Annotated in this window: 14 protein-coding genes; 10 read left to right on the plus strand and 4 right to left on the minus strand. The window is 75.2% G+C overall.

All coding sequences use genetic code 11. The features are described from left to right. Positions 1-153 precede the first annotated feature (153 nt). A complete protein-coding gene (locus tag SK069_RS19750; RefSeq protein WP_319955989.1) occupies positions 154-3,189 on the plus strand; it encodes an ATP-binding protein in 3,036 nt (1,011 codons plus the stop codon). Between the two features lie 6 nt (positions 3,190-3,195). Here the strand turns inward: SK069_RS19750 and SK069_RS19755 are convergent, their stop codons facing one another. The 4 genes from SK069_RS19755 to SK069_RS19770 all read right to left on the minus strand — a co-directional run bounded on the left by SK069_RS19755 (position 3,196) and on the right by SK069_RS19770 (position 6,108). Continuing rightward, positions 3,196-4,104 (minus strand): alpha/beta fold hydrolase, encoded by a 909-nt coding sequence (locus SK069_RS19755; RefSeq protein ID WP_319955990.1) that lies wholly within the window; start codon positions 4,102-4,104, stop codon positions 3,196-3,198. Between the two features lie 164 nt (positions 4,105-4,268). Then, positions 4,269-4,472 carry a cold-shock protein gene (locus tag SK069_RS19760; protein WP_319955991.1) on the minus strand — a complete coding sequence of 68 codons (204 nt, stop codon included), beginning with the start codon at positions 4,470-4,472 and terminating at the stop codon, positions 4,269-4,271. 199 nt (positions 4,473-4,671) lie between these two features. Beyond that, positions 4,672-5,145, minus strand: coding sequence for a redox-sensitive transcriptional activator SoxR (gene soxR, locus SK069_RS19765; RefSeq protein WP_319955992.1), 474 nt, complete (start codon positions 5,143-5,145; stop codon positions 4,672-4,674). A gap of 54 nt (positions 5,146-5,199) precedes the next feature. After that, entirely contained in the window at positions 5,200-6,108 is a 909-nt protein-coding gene (locus tag SK069_RS19770; protein WP_319955993.1) for an alpha/beta hydrolase, read from the minus strand. A gap of 194 nt (positions 6,109-6,302) precedes the next feature. Between SK069_RS19770 and SK069_RS19775 the strand changes: the two genes are divergently transcribed. The 9 genes from SK069_RS19775 to SK069_RS19815 form a co-directional block, all read left to right on the plus strand. Then, a complete protein-coding gene (locus SK069_RS19775; RefSeq protein ID WP_319955994.1) occupies positions 6,303-7,691 on the plus strand; it encodes an MlaD family protein in 1,389 nt (462 codons plus the stop codon). Then, complete coding sequence (locus SK069_RS19780) at positions 7,688-9,202, plus strand: MlaD family protein (protein ID WP_319955995.1); 1,515 nt, start codon at positions 7,688-7,690, stop codon at positions 9,200-9,202. Before SK069_RS19775 ends, SK069_RS19780 begins: the two co-directional genes overlap by 4 nt. After that, on the plus strand, positions 9,199-10,587 hold the full coding sequence (locus tag SK069_RS19785) for an MlaD family protein (protein ID WP_319955996.1): 1,389 nt from the start codon (positions 9,199-9,201) through the stop codon (positions 10,585-10,587). The genes SK069_RS19780 and SK069_RS19785 overlap by 4 nt, the downstream gene beginning before the upstream one ends. After that, positions 10,584-12,011, plus strand: coding sequence for an MlaD family protein (locus tag SK069_RS19790; RefSeq protein WP_319955997.1), 1,428 nt, complete (start codon positions 10,584-10,586; stop codon positions 12,009-12,011). The genes SK069_RS19785 and SK069_RS19790 overlap by 4 nt, the downstream gene beginning before the upstream one ends. Next, positions 12,011-13,516, plus strand: a complete 1,506-nt coding sequence (locus SK069_RS19795) for an MlaD family protein (RefSeq protein WP_319955998.1) — start codon at positions 12,011-12,013, stop codon at positions 13,514-13,516. Before SK069_RS19790 ends, SK069_RS19795 begins: the two co-directional genes overlap by 1 nt. Next, on the plus strand, positions 13,513-14,979 hold the full coding sequence (locus tag SK069_RS19800) for an MlaD family protein (protein WP_319955999.1): 1,467 nt from the start codon (positions 13,513-13,515) through the stop codon (positions 14,977-14,979). Before SK069_RS19795 ends, SK069_RS19800 begins: the two co-directional genes overlap by 4 nt. Positions 14,980-15,114: 135 nt before the next feature. Continuing rightward, entirely contained in the window at positions 15,115-16,605 is a 1,491-nt protein-coding gene (locus tag SK069_RS19805) for an aldehyde dehydrogenase family protein (protein ID WP_319956000.1), read from the plus strand. Between the two features lie 186 nt (positions 16,606-16,791). After that, positions 16,792-19,368: a lytic murein transglycosylase gene (locus tag SK069_RS19810; protein WP_319956001.1), complete on the plus strand. Its 2,577-nt coding sequence runs from the start codon at positions 16,792-16,794 to the stop codon at positions 19,366-19,368. A 46-nt stretch (positions 19,369-19,414) separates the two neighbouring features. After that, positions 19,415-19,973 (plus strand): ATP-binding cassette domain-containing protein (locus SK069_RS19815; protein ID WP_319956002.1); only part of this gene is annotated, 559 nt, incomplete at its 3' end.

Genomic DNA, 19,973 nt, shown 5'->3' on the forward strand with positions numbered 1-19,973 from the left:
ACCTCACCAGCCACCTCGTCGACGCCCGCGAGGCCGACCTCGCCCGCGCCGCCGGCCGCGCCGAGCGCGCCGATGTCGCCCGGTTCGCCCCGGGGCGCCACGACGACGGCCGTCCCGTCCCGTTCCCGCGTCGCCTGCTGCGATCCTTCGGTCATGGGCACGCGCGTGACGAGCGCTCGCGTCGTCGGCCGCTCCGCGGAGCTCGCCGAGCTGCGGGCCGCGCTGCTGGACGCCGCGGCGCGGCGCCCCTCGCTGGCGTTCGTCGCGGGTGAGAGCGGGGTCGGCAAGACCCGGCTCGTCCGCGAGCTGCGACAGCTCGTCGCCGCCACCCCGGTGGCGGCGCCCGTCCCCTCCGTCGCGCCGGACCGTCCCGCCGGCGCGACGGAGGAGGCCGGCGCGCTCGTCCTCGCCGGCGAGTGCGTCCAGCTCGGCGACGGCGAGCTCGCCTACGCCCCGCTCGTCGGGGCGCTGCGCCCGTTGCTGCGCGACGCCCACCCGGTGCTGGAGACGCTCGATCCGGCGACCCGCCGGGCGCTCGGTCGCGTCCTGCCCGGCCTCGACGGCGCCGGCGAGGCGCCCGGCCCCGACGTCGACGACGGCCAGGGCCGGCTGTTCGAGGCGCTGCTGGAGCTCCTGGACCGCCTCGCGGCCGACCGGCCGCTGCTCCTGATCCTCGAGGACCTCCACTGGGCCGACCGCTCGACGCGCGCGTTCCTGACCTTCCTCGTCCGCTCCCTCGTGCAGGAGCGGCTCCTCGTCGTGGGGACCTACCGCCACGACGAACTCCACCGCCGGCACCCGATGCGGCCGCTGCTCGCCGAGCTCGAGCGGGACGCGCGGGCGCGCCGGATCGAGCTGCGCCCGCTCGACCGCGAGGAGCTGGGCGAGCTGCTGGCCGACCTGCTCGGCACGCCGCCCGACGAGGCGCTGCTCGGTCGCCTGCACGGGCGCAGCGAGGGCAACCCGCTGTTCGCCGAGGAGCTCCTCGCCGCCGGGCCCGACGGTCGCGGCGCCCTGCCGTCGACGCTGCGCGACGCGCTGATGGTGCGCACGGAGCGCCTGCCCGCCGACGCGCAGGAGCTGCTGCGGGTCATCGCGGTCGGCCAGCGCGTGGACCACGACGCGCTCGCCGACGTCGCCGGCCTCGACCCGCGGCCGCTGCGCGACGCGCTGCGCGAGGCGGTCGCGCAGCAGATCGTCGTCGTCGACGAGGACGGCCGCTACGCCTTCCGGCACGCGCTGCTGCGCGAGGTCGTCGACGACGACCTGCTGCCCGGTGAGCGGGCCGAGCTGCACCGCGCGCTGGCGACCGTGCTCGAGCGGCGCCTCGCCGAGGGCGCGTCCGGGGTCCACCTGACGTCCGGGATCGCGCACCACTACGCGGCGGCCGGCGACCAGCCCGCGGCGCTGCGGACCGCGGTGCGCGCCGCGCGCGCCGCCCGCGAGGTGCACGCCCACGGCGAGGAGGCGGACCTGCTGGAGCGCGCCCTCGGGCTCTGGCCGGCGGTGCCGGACGCCGAGGCGATCGCCGGCGCGCCGCGGGTCCTGCTCCTCCGGGACGCCGCGCAGGCCCACGCCCATCTCGCCGAGCACGAGCGCGCCGAGTCGCTGCTGCTCGCCGGGCTCGACCTCGGCGACGAGCAGGACGACCCGCGGCTGACGGCGGGCCTCCTCGAGCGCCTCGCGCGGGCCCAGTGGGCGCTCCTGCGGCCGCTCGAGGCGCTCGCGACGACGGAGCGGGCCCTCGGGCTGCTCGACGGGCTGGTCTGCGTCGAGCACGCGCGCCTCGTGAGCTGGAAGGCGAAGGCCCGGATGCTGCAGGGCCGCTACGGGGAGGTCGTCGCGCTCGCGCGCGAGGCGCTCGTGCTGGCCCACGCCGTCGGCGACCGGATCTCGGAGTCGCGAGCGCGCAACGCGCTCGGCGTCGCCCTGGCGGCGACCGGCCGCCCCGACGACGGCGCGCGCGAGCTGCGACGCGCGATCGCCCTGGCCGAGCGCGACGGCGCCGTCGCCGAGCTCGGCGCCGGCTACGTGAACCTCGCCGACGCGCTGCACATCGCCGGCCGCACGCGCGAGGCGCGCGAGGTCACCCGCACGGGCCTGCGCGTCGTGCCGGCGCCGGGCAGCGATCACCGTTGGCAGCAGGCGGTGCTCTCCGAGCTGTCCTTCGCGCTCGGCGACTGGGACGAGGCGGCCGCGGTGCTGCCCGACGTCACGGAGCGGCGCTCCTCGGAGGTCGGCCGGCTGAACCTCCTCCTGCGCCACGCCGACCTCGCCCTCGGCCGGGGCGATCACGAGCAGGCCGCGGCGCTGCTGCCCGAGATCGAGCTGCTCGGCGAGCGGTCGACCGAGCCGCAGTTCCACGTGCCGGTGGCGATGACCCGCGCGCGGTACGAGGAGCGGGTCGGCGACCTCGACGCGGCACGCCGGGCGATCGACGCCGGCCTGGACCGGATCGAGCTCTGCGCGGAGGACCAGGCGCGGATGGCGCTCCTCTCGGCGATCGGGGTCGAGATCGAGGCCACGGCGGCCCAGCGGGAGCGGGACCGGCGCGCCGACGACGGGCCCGCCCGCGAGCGGGCGAGCGCGATGCTGCGCCGCGTCGAGGCGGCGGCGGCCGATGCTGGTCCGACGGAGCGCGCGAACCTGCTCCACGCGCGAGCCGACCACGACCGCGCGTGCGGGGTGGACGACCATGCGACGTGGGTCGCGGTGGCCGCGGCGTGGGAGGCGCTCGAGTACCCGTACCCCGCCGCGCGTGCCCACCGGGCCGCGGCGGAGGCCGCGCTGCGCGACCGCGATCGCGCCGCCGCCGAGGCGTCGCTGGCGGCCGCCCGCAGCATCGCGGAGCGCCTCGGCGCGCGCTGGCTCGTGGCCGATCTCGAGCGGCTCGCGGCGCGCGGCCGCCTGCGCGCCACCGAGCCGCCGGACGCGGCGGCGCCCGAGGAGCGGCCGGCGGCCGATCGGGCGGCGGACCCCGCCGCCGAGGATCCCTACGGCCTGACGCCCCGCGAGCGCGAGGTCCTCGCCCTCGTCGCCGACGGCGCGACGAACCGCGTCATCGGCGAGCGGCTCTTCATGGCCGAGAAGACGGCGAGCGTCCACGTCTCGCGGATCCTCGCGAAGCTCGGCGTGCGCAGCCGGACGGAGGCGGCGGGCGTCGCCCACCGCCAGGGCCTGGTCGACTGAGCGGGGTCAGTCCGCGCCGAGCGCGGCGAGCGCCGAGAGCAGCACGACGTTGAACTCGCGGGCGCGGTTCGTCACGGCCCCGTGGTCGCCGGGGACCTCGAGCACCGGCCCGCCGACGCGCGCGGCGAGCTCGCGCTGCTTGCGCGGCGGGACGGCCCCGTCGTCGACGGTGACGATCGTCGCGGCCGGCAGCGCGAGCTCCCCGAGCCACGGACGGGCGTCGTAGCGGCCGAGCTCGCGACCGGCCTCGGCCATGTCGCGGGCGGACCCGCGCGTGAGCTCCGTCGCGATCCACGTCGTCGTCGCGCTGTCGGGGGCGCCGAAGAGCCGCATGCCGCGGCGCCAGAACGCCTCCGGCGCGACGCCGAGGAGCACCCGCAGCGCCGCCATCGTCGTCCAGAGGAGCCGCATCTGCGGCTCCTGCCAGTCGCTGGCCGTCGCGCCGAGCACGATCCCCGCGATCCGCTCGCCGTGGTGGCGGGCGAGGAGCTGGGCGATCGCCCCGCCCATCGAGTAGCCGACGACGAGCGGTCGCTCGACCTCGAGCACGTCGAGCAGCGCGGCGACGTCGTCGGCGCAGTCGCGCAGGCGGAACGGCTCGGTGGTGCGCAGCCCGCGACCGTGGCCGCGGTGGTCCATCGCGATCACGCGGTACCCGGCGTCGCGGACCGCGTCGTAGGTCGTGAACCAGTTCGCGTCGGCGGAGAACATCCAGCCGTGCAGCAGGACGACGGCCGGCCGGTCGTCCTCGCCGGTGTCGCGGACGAAGAGCTCGCCGCGCCCGGGGACGTGGACGAGGCGGGCCGGCGGCAGCGGGAACGGCGGCTCGGGGACGCCGGCGGGCGCGATCCCGTCGGCGGCGACGCGGGGGCGGCGCACGCGCTCGCGGACGGCGTGGAGGGGACCGGCGACCATCAGCCCAGGGTACGGATCGCGTCGCGTCGTCCCGCGGCGACGGGCACCGGGGCGGTCCCCGGAACGACGACGGCCCGCCGAGGGCGGGCCGTGGACGTCCGGGTCCCGCCACGCTCGGCGGGTCCGGATCGGCGGCCGGGCGAGCCCGGCCGAGAGGTCTCGGTTCAGAGGACGGAGACGTTCACCGCGTTCGGGCCCTTCGGGCCCTCCTCGGCCTCGAAGCTGACCTTCGCGCCCTCGGCGAGGGTCTTGAAGCCGCTGCCGTTGATGGCGGTGTGATGGACGAAGAAGTCCTTGCCCGGCTCATCGGGCGTGATGAAGCCGAAGCCCTTCTCGTCGCTGAACCACTTGACGGTTCCGGTGGCCATGTTGGTGCTCCCTCCGGGAGTTTCGTGCACGGGATACGCGGAGGGTGCTACTGCAACAACTGCGACACGCTGGCACTGCTTCGCCGGACGTCGAGCGCCCGGCACGGACGGATCAAGCGTAGCGCGCCCGAAGGTGCCCTTGTGAAGATCGTGGACCCGGCCGGACGTCGGTGCCGCCCGCGGATCGGACGCCGTCCGCTCACCGCGGACGGGGTCCGCCGATCGATCCCGCCTGGCCGACCCAGAGCCGGGGACCGGGGCCGACGCGCCCGAGGCGGTCGTCGGGGTTGACGAGGGCGCACCGCTCCAGCGACAGGCAGCCGCACCCGATGCAGCCCGTCAGGCTGTCCCGCAGGCGCTGCAGCTCGTCGATCCGCTCGTCGATCCGCGCCTCCCACGTGCCGGTGAGCTGCGCCCAGTCGTCGCTCGTCGGGACGCGGTCGGTCGGCAGCCGCTCGAGCTCCTCGCCGATCTCGGCGAGCGTCAGGCCGACCCGCTGGGCGAAGACGATGAACGCGACGCGCCGGATCGTCGGCCGCGTGTACCGCCGGTGCCCCGACTCCATCCGGGCCGCGCTGATGAGCCCGCGCTGCTCGTAGAAGCGCAGCGCCGACGGCGCCACGCCGCTGCGCGCGGCGAGCTCGCCGATCGTCAGCTCGCCCGTCGCGGTCACGGGCGAAGCACAGCAGCCACCGCGGACGGCGCCCGGGCGACCGCCGACCGGCGCTCAGGCCCGCAGGTGCTCGCGCAGGAACTCGGCCTGCTCGTCGGCGGCGCGGCGCGCCTCGGGCAGCAGCGCGACCCCGGTGACGTAGCCGTGGATCGCCCCGGGCTGCTCCCGCACGGTGATCGCCACGCCCGCCTCGCGGCAGCGGCGCTCCCACTGGCGCGTCTGGTCGAGCAGCAGGTCCCGCGTGCCGACGTGCACGGCCATCGGCGGCAGCCCGTGCGGGTCGCCGTGCAGCGGCGAGACGAGCGGGTCGGTCGCGGGATGGCCGCCGAGGTACGCGGTCGCGGCGTGGCCCACCCCCTCGGGGGTCAGCAGGACGTCGTGGCGGGCACGCGAGCGCAGCGACGTCGGATCGGCCGAGAGGTCGAGCCAGGGCGCGCTGAGCACGAGGGCGGCGGGCGGCAGGCCGGCGCCGTCGCGCAGGCGCATCGCCGTGGCGACGGCCAGCCCGCCGCCGGCGCTGTCGCCGACCAGGCCCCACGCGCCGTCGCGCAGCAGGCGCTCGCGCTCGAGCCGATCGACGACCGTCAGGACGTCCTGCAGCGCCGCCGGGTACGGGTGCTCGGGCGCGCGCCGGTGGTCGACGAGCAGCCCCGCCGCTCCCGTCGCGCGGCAGAGGCGGGCGAGGTGCTCCCAGTGGTCGGGGAAGGGGCCGGCGACGTGGGCGCCGCCGTGGAGCAGGACGAGGACCCCGGCCTGCTGGTGGGCCTGGTCGATCCAGGTCGCCGGGACGCCGCCGATCGTCGTCGCGGTGCAGTGGTGCGCCCGGCTCACGGAGCGCGGCGGCTCGTGCGCGTCCTCGCGCCGCAGCTCGGCCGCGCGCTCGAGGTCGACGGGACGCGCGGGCCCCGCCCCGAGGCGCCGCAGGCGGAGCGCCGCGCGCGCGGCGAGCATCTGGACGCTCATCGCGCCCGAACGTAGCAGCGGCGGCCGTCGCGGCCCGCCGGGGAGGTGGCGCTGCGCCGGACGTCCAGGCGCGCTTGCGCTCGATGGTTACAAACGTGTACCTTGCCGTGGCGGCCCCGTCTTCGGGAGGCTGGGGCGCGGGAGAGCACGACGCACGTGGGCACACGACCATCGGGAAACGCGGGCGGACGCGGATGACGCGCACCGTCCCCGCCGCGCCGGGCGGCCGCGCAGCGCGCGCGCTGCTGCTCGCCGGGCTCCTGGCCGTGGTCGTCGTCGCCGTGCTGCTCGTGCGCGGGGGCGGGTCATCGGCCACCCACCGGATCCTCCTGCCGGACGCCGGCCAGCTCGTCGACGGCAACGAGGTCCAAGTCGGGGGACGGCGCGTAGGCCTCGTCACCGGGATCGAGCTGACGGACGGCTACCGCGCGGAGGTGCGCTTCGAGGTCACCGACGAGGACCTCCTGCCGCTCCACGAGGGCACGACCGCGGCCGTGCGGGTCGTGTCGATGTCGGGCATGGCCAACCGCGTCGTATCGCTGACGCCGGGCCCGAGCTCCGCGCCGGAGCTCCAGGACGGCGCAGCGCTGCCCGTCGACGCCGTGACGACCCCGGTCGAGCTGGACCAGTTCTTCGACGTCTTCCAGCCGAGGACCCGCGAGGGCCTGCGCCGGATCTTCCGCGGCGGCTCGCGGACCCTCGCCGGGCGCGAGCGCGACGCGAACCTCGCCCTGCGCCGGCTCGCCCCGGCCCTGGGGTCGGGCCGGCGGCTCTTCGCCGAGCTCGCCGGTGACGGCGAGGCGCTCGAGCGGCTGCTGCGCAGCGGCTCGCGCACGGTCGGGGCGCTCGCGCGGGAGCGGCAGTCGCTCACCTCCGCGGTGAGCCACCTGCGCACGACGAGCGCCGCGCTCGCCGACGAGGGCGCCGCGCTCGAGCAGACGCTCGACCGCCTGCCGGGGACGTTCTCCCGCGTGCGCGCGACGTTCGGCGAGGTCCGCACGACGCTCGACCGGCTCGATCCGCTCGTCGCCGCGTCGAAGCCCGCCGCGCGCGACGGCCTGCCGCTGCTGCGCGAGCTGCGCCCGATGGCCGCCGAGCTCGTGCCGACCGTCCGCGACGCGAGCCGCCTCGCCCGCGGGCCCCGGTCCGGCGACGACCTCCTCGAGCTGCTGGCGAGCCTGCCGCCGCTGGCGCGCGCCGGCGTCCCGGCGCTCGAGGCCGCGCGCCGGTCCTCGAACGCGAGTCGTCCCGTCGCGGCGTTCGTCCGCCCGTACGCGCCCGAGATCACCGGCTGGTTCCGGACGTTCTCCGGCGCGACCGCGATCTACGACGCGAACGGCCACGTCGCTCGCACGCAGGGCGTCCTGAACCTCAACTCGCCGACCGACCTGCCGACCGCGCTCGCGCCGATCCGGTCGCTGCTGCAGCTCACGGCGCCGCTGCTGGGCCTGCACCACACGACGCCGACGAAGGTCCGCCGCTGCCCCGGCGCGAACTTCCAGACGCTGCCGGACCGCTCCAACCGCTATCGCGACGGCGGCACCCTGGACTGCGATCCCGAGGCGGTGGTCCCGGGCGGATGACCAGCCTGCGGCCCCCCATCCGGACCGGCGCCCGTGCGCGCCTCCTGGCCCTGCTGCTGGCGCTCGCCGGGCTCGTGCTCGGCCTCGGCGCGGTCGCCGCGACCGGCGACGACGGCGACGACGACGGGCCCTACCGGGTCCGCGCGACGTTCCACAACGCGTTCGCGGTCGTCTCCGACGTCGACGTGCGCGTCGCCGGCGCGCGGGTCGGGTCGGTCGAGGACGTCGACGTCGACGAGCGCGGCCGCGCGGTGGTCGTGCTGCGGATCGAGGATCCCGCGTTCCAGGACTTCCGCACCGACGCGGAGTGCTCGATCCTGCCGCAGTCGATCATCGGCGAGCGCTACGTCGACTGCCGGCCGACGCAGCCGCGGTCCCCGGGCTCCCGGGCGCCGGGCGAGCTGCGCGCGGAGCGCTTCGACGGCGAGGTCCAGCGCGTGCTGCCCCTGGACCGCACGACCCAGCCGATCGATCTCGATCTCGTCGGGAACCTCTGGCAGGAGCCGCAGCGCGACCGCCTGACGCTCCTGCTCTCCGCGCTCGGCGGTGGCCTGGCCGCGCGCGGAAAGGACCTCGACACGGCGCTGCGCGCCGCCCTGCCGGGCCTGCGCGACACGAACCGCGTGCTCTCGATCCTGCGCAGCCAGACCGGCGCGCTGCGCCAGATGGTCACCGACGGCGAGCGCGCGCTGCGCCCGATGGCCGACCAGCGCGAGCGGCTCGTCGGCTTCCTGCGCGCGCAGGCCGACCTGCAGGAGGCCGTGGGCGAGCGCAACGCCGAGCTCGACGAGAACCTGCGGATGCTGCCGGCGACGCTGCGCCAGCTCACGCCGACGATGCACGAGCTGCGCGACGCCTCGTCGGCGATGGAGCCGACCGTCGCCCGGCTCCGCCGCGCCGCGCCGCAGCTGCGGCGCCTGCTCGTCGGCCTCTCGGCGTTCTCCCGCACCGGCACGAGCACGATGAAGCGCTTCGGCGCCTCGTCGGACCTCGGCCGCCGCGCCATCGTCGCCGGCGACCCGATCGTCGGCCAGCTCGAGCGACTCGCCTCGCGCGCCGCGCCGGTCTTCGGCGTCGCGCGCTCGCTGCTGGAGTCGATGCGCACCACCGGGGGCTCCCGGCGCCTGCTCGACTACGCCTTCTACCAGGGCATGGCGATCAACGGGTTCGACGACGTCGGCCACTACCTGCGCGTCATGTCGGTGCTGACGCGCTGCTCCTCGTACGCCGAGGCGCCCGTCTCCGGCTGCTCGACCGGCACGGTCGAGCCGGGCCGCCCGCAGACCTCCCGCGCCGCCGTCCGCACGGCGAGCGAGGCGGTCGGATCGCAGGCGTCGCTCATCGACCGGCTGACCGCCGCCACGCTCGACGGCCAGGACGCCGACCGACTGCTGCGCGAGGCGCCGAAGGGCCTCGAGCTCGACCGCCTGAGGCGCCAGGTCGCCGACGCCCGTCGCGCCGCCCGCGATCCCGAGGCGCTCGGTCGCGTCCTCGGAGGAGGCTCGCGATGAGGCGCGGACGCTCGTCCCTGCTGGCGAACCCCGTGCTGATCGGCGCGGCCACGATCCTCGTGGCGCTCGTCGCCGTCGTCCTCGCGTACAACGCGAACACCGGGCTGCCGTTCGTGCGGACGTACGACCTGAAGGTCGAGCTGCCCGACGGCCAGCGCCTGACGCCGGGCAACGACGTCCGGATCGGCGGCGCCCGGATCGGCACCGTCATCGCGGTGAAGCCGGAGGTCCGCGCGAACGGCCGGGTCGTCGCGGTCGCGCGGCTGCAGCTGGACCGCACCGCCGAGCCGCTGCCGGCCGACACCCGGCTGCTCGTCCGGCCGCGCTCGGCCCTCGGGTTGAAGTTCGTCGAGCTCACGCGGGGCTCCTCGTCGCGGATGCTGCGCTCGGGCGACACGATCCCCGTCTCGCAGGCGGTCGAGGAGCCGGTCGACCTCGACCAGCTCGCGTCGGTCTACGACGCCCGCACCCGCGACGCGTTCCGCCGCGGCTTCGTCGACTTCGGCGACGCGTTCACCGGCCGCGGCCAGGCGATCAACGACCTGCTCGAGGTCCTGCCGGAGGGCATGCGGCGCCTGTCGCCGGTGATGCACAACCTCGCCGACCCGGGCACCGAGCTCGCCCGGACGCTGCAGGCCTTCGCGCGCACCGCCGGCGAGGTCGCGCCCGTCGCGCAGACGCTCGGCACGCTGCTGCCGCGGCTCGAGCGGACGTTCTCGGCGTTCGCCGCCGTCGCGCGGCCGCACGTCCAGGAGTGGATCGAGACCGGCGTCCCGCTGCAGCGCACGATCCAGCGCGAGGCGACCGACGTCCGGCCGTTCCTGCGTCGCAGCGCCCGCCTGATGGCGGCGCTCGAGCCCGGCGCCGCCGCGCTGGACCGCGCGTCCGGCCCGCTGGCCGACGCGCTGCGCCAGGGCGTGCGGATCAACGCGCGCCTCCCGCGGATGCTCGACCCGCTCGACGACGCGTCGCGCGCGATCCAGCGGCTCGCCGACGACCCGAACGTCCCGATGGCGATCGGGGCGGCCGACCGCACCGTGAGCCGCGTGGACCGGATCCTCGAGACGCTCGCGCCGACCCAGGTTCGCTGCCACTACGTGTCGCTCTTCTTCCGCAACGCCTCCTCGGTCATCGGCGAGGGCAACCAGTGGGGCACGTGGCAGCGCTCGGGCCTCATCCTCACGCCGATCTGGATGGCGCCGCGCGCCGACCCGGGCCCCCAGCTGCACCACAACGCGCTGCCGAACACCGGGCAGCCGGGCTCCGACGGCGAGTGCGAGGCGGGCTTCGAGGGCTACCGGAAGGGCCAGACGATCGGGAACGTCCCGGGCGTCCAGCGGACCGACAGCGCCCCGATGATCACCGGACCGGAGGCGAAGGAGTGAGCCGCCTGCGCCTCCCGCGCCGCACGAGGCGCCCGCTGTCGGCGGGCCCCCGCTCGCCCGTGCTCGCGGGCGTCATCACCGTCCTCGTGCTGTCCCTCGTCAGCGGCGCGATCCTCTTCAAGGACGCGCTGCCCGGGCGCGGCGGCACGGAGCTCAACGCCGTCGTCGAGGACCTCGGCGCCCTGAAGTCGGGCGCGCCGGTCCGCGTCGCGGGCGTGAACGTCGGCAAGGTCACGGGGATCGATGCCGGTCCGGGCCGGATGTCGACGATCCGGATGACGCTGAACGACGAGGCCCCGACGGTCCGCCGCGACGCCGAGCTGAAGATCCGGCCGCGGATCTTCCTCGAGGGCAACTTCCTCGTCGACCTCCACCCGGGGACCCCCGACCGCGACGCGATGCCGGCCGGCGGGACGATCAGCGCCTCGCGCACGACGCTCGCCGTCCAGATCGACCGGGTCATCGGCACGCTGGACCACCCGACGCGCGAGCGCGTCCAGCAGGCGATCCGCGGCTACGGCGGCGGCATCTCCGGCGACGCGACCGTCGCCGCGATGCGCCGGCTGATCGCCGACGCGCCGCCGAGCCTGCGCTCGAGCGCGATCGTCTCCGACGCCTCGCGCGGCCAGCAGCCGGGGGACCTCGCGAGCCTCGTCGACGACCTCGGCGAGCTGTCGGAGGCGATCGCCCCGCACGCGGGCGACCTCGAGGCGGCCGTGCGCGGGATCGACCGGACCTTCGGCGCGTTCGCCGCCCAGCAGGCCGCGCTGCGCCAGGTCGTGGCGCGCCTGCCCGGGACCCTCGGCCGCAGCGATCGCCTGAGCGCGGCGATGGACCGCGCGCTGCCGCCGGTCCGTCGCCTCGCCGACGAGCTGACGCCCGGCGTGCGGGAGCTGCCCGAGACGATCGCGCTGACGCGGCCGTGGGCGCGGGCGATGACGCGTCTGGCCTCGCAGCCGGCGCTCGGCGGCTGGGTGCGCGACATGCGCGCCGCCGTCCCGGACCTCGTCGGCTTCGCCGAGGACGCCACGGAGTCCGCGCCGGGGACCGAGGAGGTCGCCCGCTGCGTCGCGGACGTCCTCGTGCCCGCCGGCAACAAGAAGATCGAGGACGGCCGCTTCACCCACGGCGTCGAGAACTACAAGTCGTACTTCTACGGCCTCGTCGGCGCGAACGGCGAGTCGCAGAACTTCACCGGCACCGGCATCCACTCGCGGATCGGCATCGGCCTCGGCCCGTCGCTGCTGCAGTTCGGCACGGACAGCACGATCGGCCGGATCATCAAGGGCGCGCCGCCCGCCGGCTCGTTCGGGGTACGGCCGATCCGGCCCGCGCGCCGCCCGCCGTTCCGCGACGACGTCGCCTGCTCGACGCAGCCCGTGCCCGAGCCGAACGAGGCGGAGTCCGCCGTGGGGGTCGGCTGATGCGTCGCGCGCTCCAGGCCCACGGGCGGACCGTCGCGGTGATCGTCGCGATGCTCGCGCTCGCCCTCGCGGTCACCGGCGTGATCCTCGTGAACCAGCGCGTCGCGCTGCCGGGCTGGCTGCCCGGCGGGGCCGAGCGCTACGAGCGCTTCCAGGTCGAGCTCTCGACGGCCCAGGCGGTCACGCCGGGCCAGGGGCAGCAGGTGCTCATCGCCGGCGTCGACGTCGGCGACATCACCGACGTCCACCTCGAGCGCGGTGCCGCGGTGATCGACATCCGCGTGAAGGCCCGCCACGCCCGCAAGCTCCGCCGGGACGCGTCGGCGCTCCTGCGCCCGAAGAGCGGCCTCTACGACATGAGCGTCGAGCTCGACCTCGGGCGCTCCGCGCAGCGCCTGCGGCCCGGGGCGCGGATCCCGGACTCCCGCACGGCGGTGAACGTCCACCTCGACGAGCTCCTCGCGTCCCTGGACGGCGACACCCGCCTCGCGCTGAAGATGCTCGTCGACGGCGCCGGCGAGGGCCTGCCGAACGACGGCCGCGCGCTCGCCGGGACCCTGCAGCGGCTCTCGCCGGTCCAGCGGAACCTCCGCCTGATCGGCGAGCAGATGGAGGACCGCAACCGGCAGATCCGCGCCGCGGTCACCCTCATGGGGCGCGTGAACGGCGCGCTGGCCGACGGGCGGGGCGACGTCGTCCGCGCGATCCGCTCGACGAGCCGCGTCCTGGGCACCATGGGCCGCCGCGACGGCGAGCTGCGCTCCGCGCTCGGCGAGCTGCCGCGCACGCTCGCCGCCACCGACGGCGCGCTCGACGCCGGCACGTCCCTCGCCCGCGAGCTGCAGCCCGCCAGCGCCGCGCTCATGCCCGTCGCCGAGCAGCTGGCGCCGACGCTGCGCGACCAGCGCCCGTTCCTGCAGGCCACCGCCCCGGTGATCCGGGAGCAGCTCGAGCCGTTCGCCCGCCGCACGCGGCAGCCGGTCCGGCGCCTGGAGGACTTCGCGCAGGCCGTGCACGAGGGCCACGCCGACAGCGACGCGGTCACCGGCGAGACGAGCCGCTTCCTGAACATGCTCGCCTACGACCCGCCCGGCAACGAGCGCGGCTTCCTCTTCTACCAGCAGTGGCTGAACCACAACCTGCCGTGGATGTACTCCACGCAGGACGCGCACGGCCCGATCCGCCGGGCGCGCCTGAGCCTCAGCTGCTCGTCGCTGGCGACGCTCACGCAGACCGCCGAGGTCAACCCGCAGGCGGCGTTCCTCGGCACGCTGCTCGGGGCGCTGGGCAAGACGCCCCTCTGCCCGCCGGCGACGAAAGAGGGCCCGGACGCGACGGGGCCCGCCAGCGACTCGCCGCAGGCGGCGGCCCGCAGCGCGGCGGGGGCGGCAGGACGCGGGGCGACGCCGCCCCCGTCGGCGCCGGCCGACCGGGGCGCCGACGGCCGCTCGGCGGCCGAGGCCGCCCGCTCCGTCGCGGGCGCGACCGCGGGAGGCGGACGGTGAACAAGAACCGCCCCTCGAACGTCCAGCTCGGGCTCATGGTCGCCTTCGCCCTGAGCTGCTTCGGGCTGCTGCTCTTCCTGTGGACGGCGTTCGGCGGCCCGACCCCGCTGCGTCCGCAGGGCTACCGCGTGCAGCTCGAGGTCACCGAGGGCGCGCAGCTGGCCACGCAGTCCGACGTCCGGATCTCCGGCGTGTCGGTCGGCCGCGTCCAGGAGCTCGACCCGGACCGTCGCACGGGCCGCACCCGGGTCGTCCTGGAGATCGAGCCGCGCTATGCGCCGATCCCACGCGACACGCGGGCGACCCTGCGCGCGAAGACCCTGCTCGGCGAGACCTGGGTCGAGCTGAGCCCCGGGAACCGGTCGCGCTCGGCCCCGGCGTCGGCGATGCTGCCCGACGGCGGTCGCCTGCCCCGCTCGGCGGTCCGCCCGACGGTCGAGTTCGACGAGGTCCTGCGGACCTTCGACCGCGACACCCGCGACCACCTCGGGCGCTGGATCCGCACCGGCGCCGACGCGCTGGACGGGCGCGGCGCCGACTTCTCCGCCGCGATCGGCATCGTGTCGCCGTTCGCCGACGAGCTGACGGGCATGCTGCGGATCCTCGACCAGCAGGAGCAGGCGGTCCAGGGGCTCGTCCGCGACAGCGGCCGGGCGTTCGGCGCGCTGAGCGAGCGTCGCGGCGAGCTCGCGGGGCTCATCAGCGACGGCGCCCGCCTGACGGAGATCACGAGCCGCCGTGCCGACGCGGTCCAGGCCACGATCCGCGCCCTGCCGCCGTTCCAGCGCGACGCGGAGCGCACGATCGGCCGCCTGGGCACGTTCTCGCGGGACACCGACCCGCTCGTGCGCCTCATGCTGCCGGTGGCGGCGGAGCTCACGCCGACGCTGCGCTCGCTCGAGCGGCTGGCGCCCGACCTCCGCGCGCTGCTCGTCCGCCTCGAGCCGGTGATCGAGCGCTCGCGGAGCGGGCTGCCGGCGCTGACGCGCGTCGTGGACGCGTTGCGGCCGTGGATCGCCGAGGCCGAGCCGCTGCTGCGCGACCTCAACCCGACGCTCGAGTACTTCGGGCGCTTCCGCGACGAGATGCGCGCGTTCTTCGCCAACCCGGCGTCGGCCACGCACGCGACGGCGAAGGGCGCCGACGGCCGGCGGTTCCACTACCTGCGCCAGACCCTGCCGCTGAACCCGGAGAGCCTCGCGGTCTGGCCGGAGCGCCTGAAGACGAACCGCGCCAACCCGTACCAGACCCCGGGCTGGGCGACCGATCCCCGCACGATGACGGTGCTGGACGGTCGCAACTGCACGAAGGGCCTCTCGGGCGCGAGCGTCGGCGGCTTCCTCGCGCAGGCGCTGGTCGACGCGAAGGCCGCGCCGGCCTGCGCGGTGGCGACGCCGCAGGATCTCGACGGCCGACGCACGACCTTCCCGCAGGTCCGGCGGGACCCGTCGGTCAAGCCCTGACCGCCGCTCCCGCGTTCGCGGCTCGGCCGCCCGGCGGGGCCGATCGGCCGGCTGGGACAAAGCCTCTGGACACGCTGTACAGTGGCGGTGTCAGAGCACCGTGAGCGGCGTCCGCCGCCGGAGGAGGAGCAGGTCGTGGCCACCGAGACCCAGCTGATGCCCGTCGAGGCGCCCGCGACGGGCCGCACGATCGACGAGGTCGCCGTCGCCGGCGCGGCGGAGGTCGCCGAGCTCGCCGCGCGCGCCCGGACGGCGCAGGTCGCCTGGAGGGAGCGCTCGTTCCGCGAGCGCACCGCCGTCCTCGACGCCGCACGCCGTTGGCTCGCCCGCAACGCGGACCGGATGCGCGAGACGATCTGCCGCGAGACCGGCAAGACCGACGACGACGCGCAGCTCGAGATCGCCGTCGCGCTGCAGAGCTTCGCGTTCTGGTCCAAGCGCTCGGAGCGCTACCTCGCCGAGGAGCGCTTCCGCACGTGGGCACCGATGGTCCTCGGGCGCAAGGTCACCGTGCGCTACGACCCCTACGGGCTCGTCGGCGTCATCGGGCCGTGGAACTACCCGCTCGTGAACGCCTTCTGCGACTGCGTCCCGGCGCTCATGGCGGGCAACGCGGTGCTGCTCAAGCCGTCCGAGGTCACGCCGCTGACGGCGCTGCTGACCGCCGAGATGCTCGCGGAGTCCGGCATGCCGGAGGGCGTCTTCACGGTCGTCAACGGCGGGCGCGAGACCGGCGAGGCGGTCGTGGACGCCGTGGACTACGTCATGTTCACCGGGTCGACGGCGACGGGCCAGGCGGTCATGCGCCGCGCCGCGGACACCGTCACGCCGGTGTCGCTGGAGCTCGGCGGCAAGGACGCGATGATCGTCTGCGCCGACGCGAACCTCGAGCGCGCCGCGAACGCCGCCGCCTTCTCGGCGCTCTGCAACAGCGGCCAGGTCTGCATCTCGGTCGAGCGGATCTACGTCGAGGACGCGATCTACGACCGGTTCGTCGCCCGGCTGGGCGAGATCGTGCAGGGCCTGCGCCAGGGTGAGGCCGGCGGCCCGGGCTCGGTCGAGGTCGGCGCGATCACGCACCCGCCGCAGATCGAGATCATCGAGCGGCACGTCCGCGATGCCCTCGACAAGGGCGCGCGGGCCGTCACCGGCGGCGCGCGGCGCTCGGGTCCCGGGCGGTTCTTCGAGCCGACGGTCCTCGCCGACGTGGACCACTCCATGAGCTGCATGACCGAGGAGACCTTCGGCCCGACGATCCCGGTGATGCGCGTCGCCGACGTGGACGAGGCGATCCGGCTGGCCAACGACTCGCCCTATGGCCTGCAGGGCAGCGTCTTCACGAGCGATGCGGCGAAGGGCGAGGCGATCGCCCGGCGGATGGAGTGCGGCGCGGTCTGCGTGAACGACGCGCTCGTGAACTACATGGTCTTCGACGCGCCGATGGGCGGCTGGAAGACCTCCGGGATCGGCTCGCGCCACGGCGCGGGGGGGATCCGCAAGTACTGCCGGACGCAGACGATCCTCGGGACGGGCCCGCAGCTGAAGCGCGACGTGCACCACTTCCCGTACTCGCCGCGCGTCTCCAAGCTCCTGGCCGGGTTCGTCGGGCGACTCTACGGGCGCTGACCCACGATGCGGGGTGGCGGCACCCCCGGCGGCTCTGCGACGGTCGCGACCCGGGGGTGCGGTCACCCCGGCAGCCGTGTTGACGTACTGTCCGGACGGACTGTATGGTGAGCGCGTGCTTGGGAGGAGCGTCGTTCGCGCACGCCTGCGCGTGAGCCATCCGACGGCCGCGATGGAGGTCGACCGATGAGCCTGGAGCGTCGGATGGCCCGCGCCGCGGCGCGGCGCCGGCCATCACTCCGCCGCGTCGCGGTCGGCCTCGGCTCCGCCGGGCTCGTGGCGGCCGGTCTGGGTCAGGTGTCGGGCGCGTCGGCGGAGCAGCGGACGATCGAGGTGACGCTGGCCGGTGGTCGGGTGGTGTCGATCACGGTGGACGTGCCGCCGGGGACGCCGTTGGATCAGATCCCGCTGCCGGATCTGGGGGTGGCGGCGGTGAAGGTCACCGGGGGTGGTGGCGCGGGCGCGGGTGCCGGTGCGGGTGCGGCGTCGTCGGCCGCGCCTGGGTCGGATGGCCCGGACGCGGGTGGTGCGGGCACGGCGGGTGCCGCTGCTGCCGTGTCTGGTGGTCGTGGTGGTGCGGCGGCGGGTGCGGCGGGTCGTGCGGGCAGCGAGGCGCGTCGGCAGGCGCGTGCGGTCGCGCAGGCCGCCGATGATGCGCGTGCGCGGGCCGAGGAGCGTGCGGACGGCACGCGGGTGTCGCGGGCGCAGCGGCGTGCGGCGGCGGAGCGTCGTGCGGCGGGTGCGGTGGCGGAGCCCGATCCGCTGGATCCCGGGACGGTGGAGTCGATTCCCGGTCCGGCTCCGGTGGGCGTGCCGAACTTCTTCATCGATCGGTTCCGGATCCCGCCGTTCCTGCTGCCGATCTACCAGGCCGCGGGCGTCCAGTACGGGGTGCGGTGGGAGGTGCTGGCGGCGATCAACGAGATCGAGACCGACTACGGTCGGAACCTGAACGTCTCCAGTGCTGGGGCGCTGGGGTGGATGCAGTTCATGCCGGCCACGTGGAAGGCCTACGGCGTCGATGCCAACGGGGATGGGGAGAAGGATCCGTACAACCCGGTCGACGCGATCTTCGCCGCGGCGCGGTACCTGCGGGCTGCGGGGGCGGAGAAGGACCTCAGGAAGGCGATCTTTGCGTACAACCACGCCGATTGGTACGTCGACAGCGTGCTGTTGCGCGCCCGGCTGGTCGGTGGTCTGCCGCCGGATCTCGTCGGGTCGCTGACCGGTCTGACGCAGGGCGTGTTCCCCGTCGCGGCGAAGGCGCGGTACGCGGGTGCCGATGCCGACGCGGTCACGAAGCTCAAGAAGGTCAAGCGGACGAAGAACGCGGCGAAGACCGTCGACGCCGAGAAGGGCCGCGACTCGCTGGAGATCTTCTCCCGCAACGGCGCCGCCGCGATCGCGGTGCAGGACGGCGAGGTCGTGAAGGTCGGCTACAGCAGCCGGCTGGGCCGGTTCGTGCAGCTGCGTGATGCGTTCGGCAACACCTACACGTACGGGAACCTGAAGAGGGTCTCGGTCTTCTACCCGGTGCCGAAGCCGGCGGCGGTGCAGCGCGCCGAGCAGCGGGCTGCGGCTGCGGAGCCGGCGAAGGATCCCAAGCCCACCGAGGCCGCTTCGGCCGGGACGCAGCGCCAGAGCGCGGCGGCCGCGGCCGGTGCTCCGGGCACGGGGTCGGCTAGCGACGCGGCTGGCGGGTCGCGGGTCGTGCCGGGCGAGGACCCGGCGGGTGTCGCGGGCGCCGGGGCCAAGCAGCGGGTGTTCGCCAACCCGTTGCGGCCCGCCGCTCGACAGCATGGTGGTGCCGAGCAGGTCGCCAACGACCGGCTGGCGACCGGTGGTTCGTCGTCGTATCTGTCCGCGCTGCACGGCCTGACCGCTCGCGATGTGACGCTCAAGCGGTTGAAGAAGGGCTCCCGCGTGCTGGCGGGCACGGTGCTGGGCCGCCTCGGCGACACGCCGCAGAACACGAACCGGCGTGGGGTCGCGACGTCCTCGCCGTTCCTGCGGTTCGAGGTCCGTCCGGTCGGGAAGGGCGCGCCGCGGATCGATCCCAAGCCGGTGCTGGATGGGTGGAAGCTGCTGGAGTCCACCGCGGTCTACCGCGCGAAGGGGTCCAACGCGTTCTTCGGCGAGAACGCCTCCGCCGGCCAGGTGCTGCTCATGAGCAAGGAGCAGCTCGTGCAGCGCGTCCTGGCCAACAAGGACCTCGACATCTACGGCGCCGGGCGCCAGGACATCGAGCGTGGCGTCATCGATCGGCGCGTGCTGGCGCTGCTGGAGTACCTCACCGCCAACGGCCTGCGACTGCAGATCACGTCGCTCAAGTCCGGGCACTCGATCCTGTCGAAGTCCGGCAACGTGTCGGAGCACTCCACCGGCACCGCGGTCGACATCGCGGCGGTGAACGGGATCCGGATCGAGCGGAAGACGCAGGGTGCGGGGTCGATCACCGATCAGACCAACCGGTTGATCCTGCAGCTGCAGGGCGCGATGAAGCCGCACCAGATCATCTCGCTGATGACCTACCCCGGGACCGACAACACGTTGTCGCTCCCGGATCACGACGATCACATCCACGTGGGGTACCGGCCGCAGATCACCGGCAGCACCAAGCTCGGCAAGCAGGTCGAGCAGGTGCTGAAGCCCGGTCAGTGGATCAAGCTGATCGATCGGATCAGCGAGATCGACAACCCGACGGTGCTCACCTCGCCGTCGAAGTACGCCATCAAGACGCGCAAGGCGTCCAAGGACGATTGACCGGGACGCCGTCGGCGGGCCGGGGGACCACGAGCGAGACAGAGCGATGAGCAGCAGCGACGAGCACACCACGCCCGGCACCGGCTGGGGCTTCGAGGACGACGATCGCGTCGAGGTCCCGGTCGAGCGCGACCACCCGACCACCACCGGTGGTGGCACGCCCAGTGCCGCTGGTGCGGCGGCGACGGCGGCGGTGGTGCGGGAGGAGCCGGCCCAGGAGCCCGAGGACGAGTACGCGTGGCACACCGGAGTGCGCCATCCGACGGGTCAGCCGGACGCGGTGGAGTTCGTGGAGACGCACAAGGCGTTCGGGCGCAACCGGATCCTTCGTGGTCTGAACATGGGCCTGCCGGAGGGCATGATCTCGATGATCCTCGGCCCGTCCGGGACGGGGAAGAGCGTGTGCATCAAGCACATGGTCGGCCTGCTCTACCCCGATGAGGGCGATGTGCTGGTGCACGGCGATTCGGTGCCGTCGATGCCGCTGGAGCCGCTGTTGGAGATGCGCAAGAAGTTCGGGGTGCTGTTTCAGGACGGCGCGTTGTTCGGGTCGATGAACATCTTCGACAACGTCGCGTTCCCGCTGCGGCAGCACACCGACAAGG

It is taken from the genome of Patulibacter brassicae (genome assembly GCF_033949425.1).
Taxonomy (GTDB): Bacteria; Actinomycetota; Thermoleophilia; order Solirubrobacterales; family Solirubrobacteraceae; genus Patulibacter; species Patulibacter brassicae.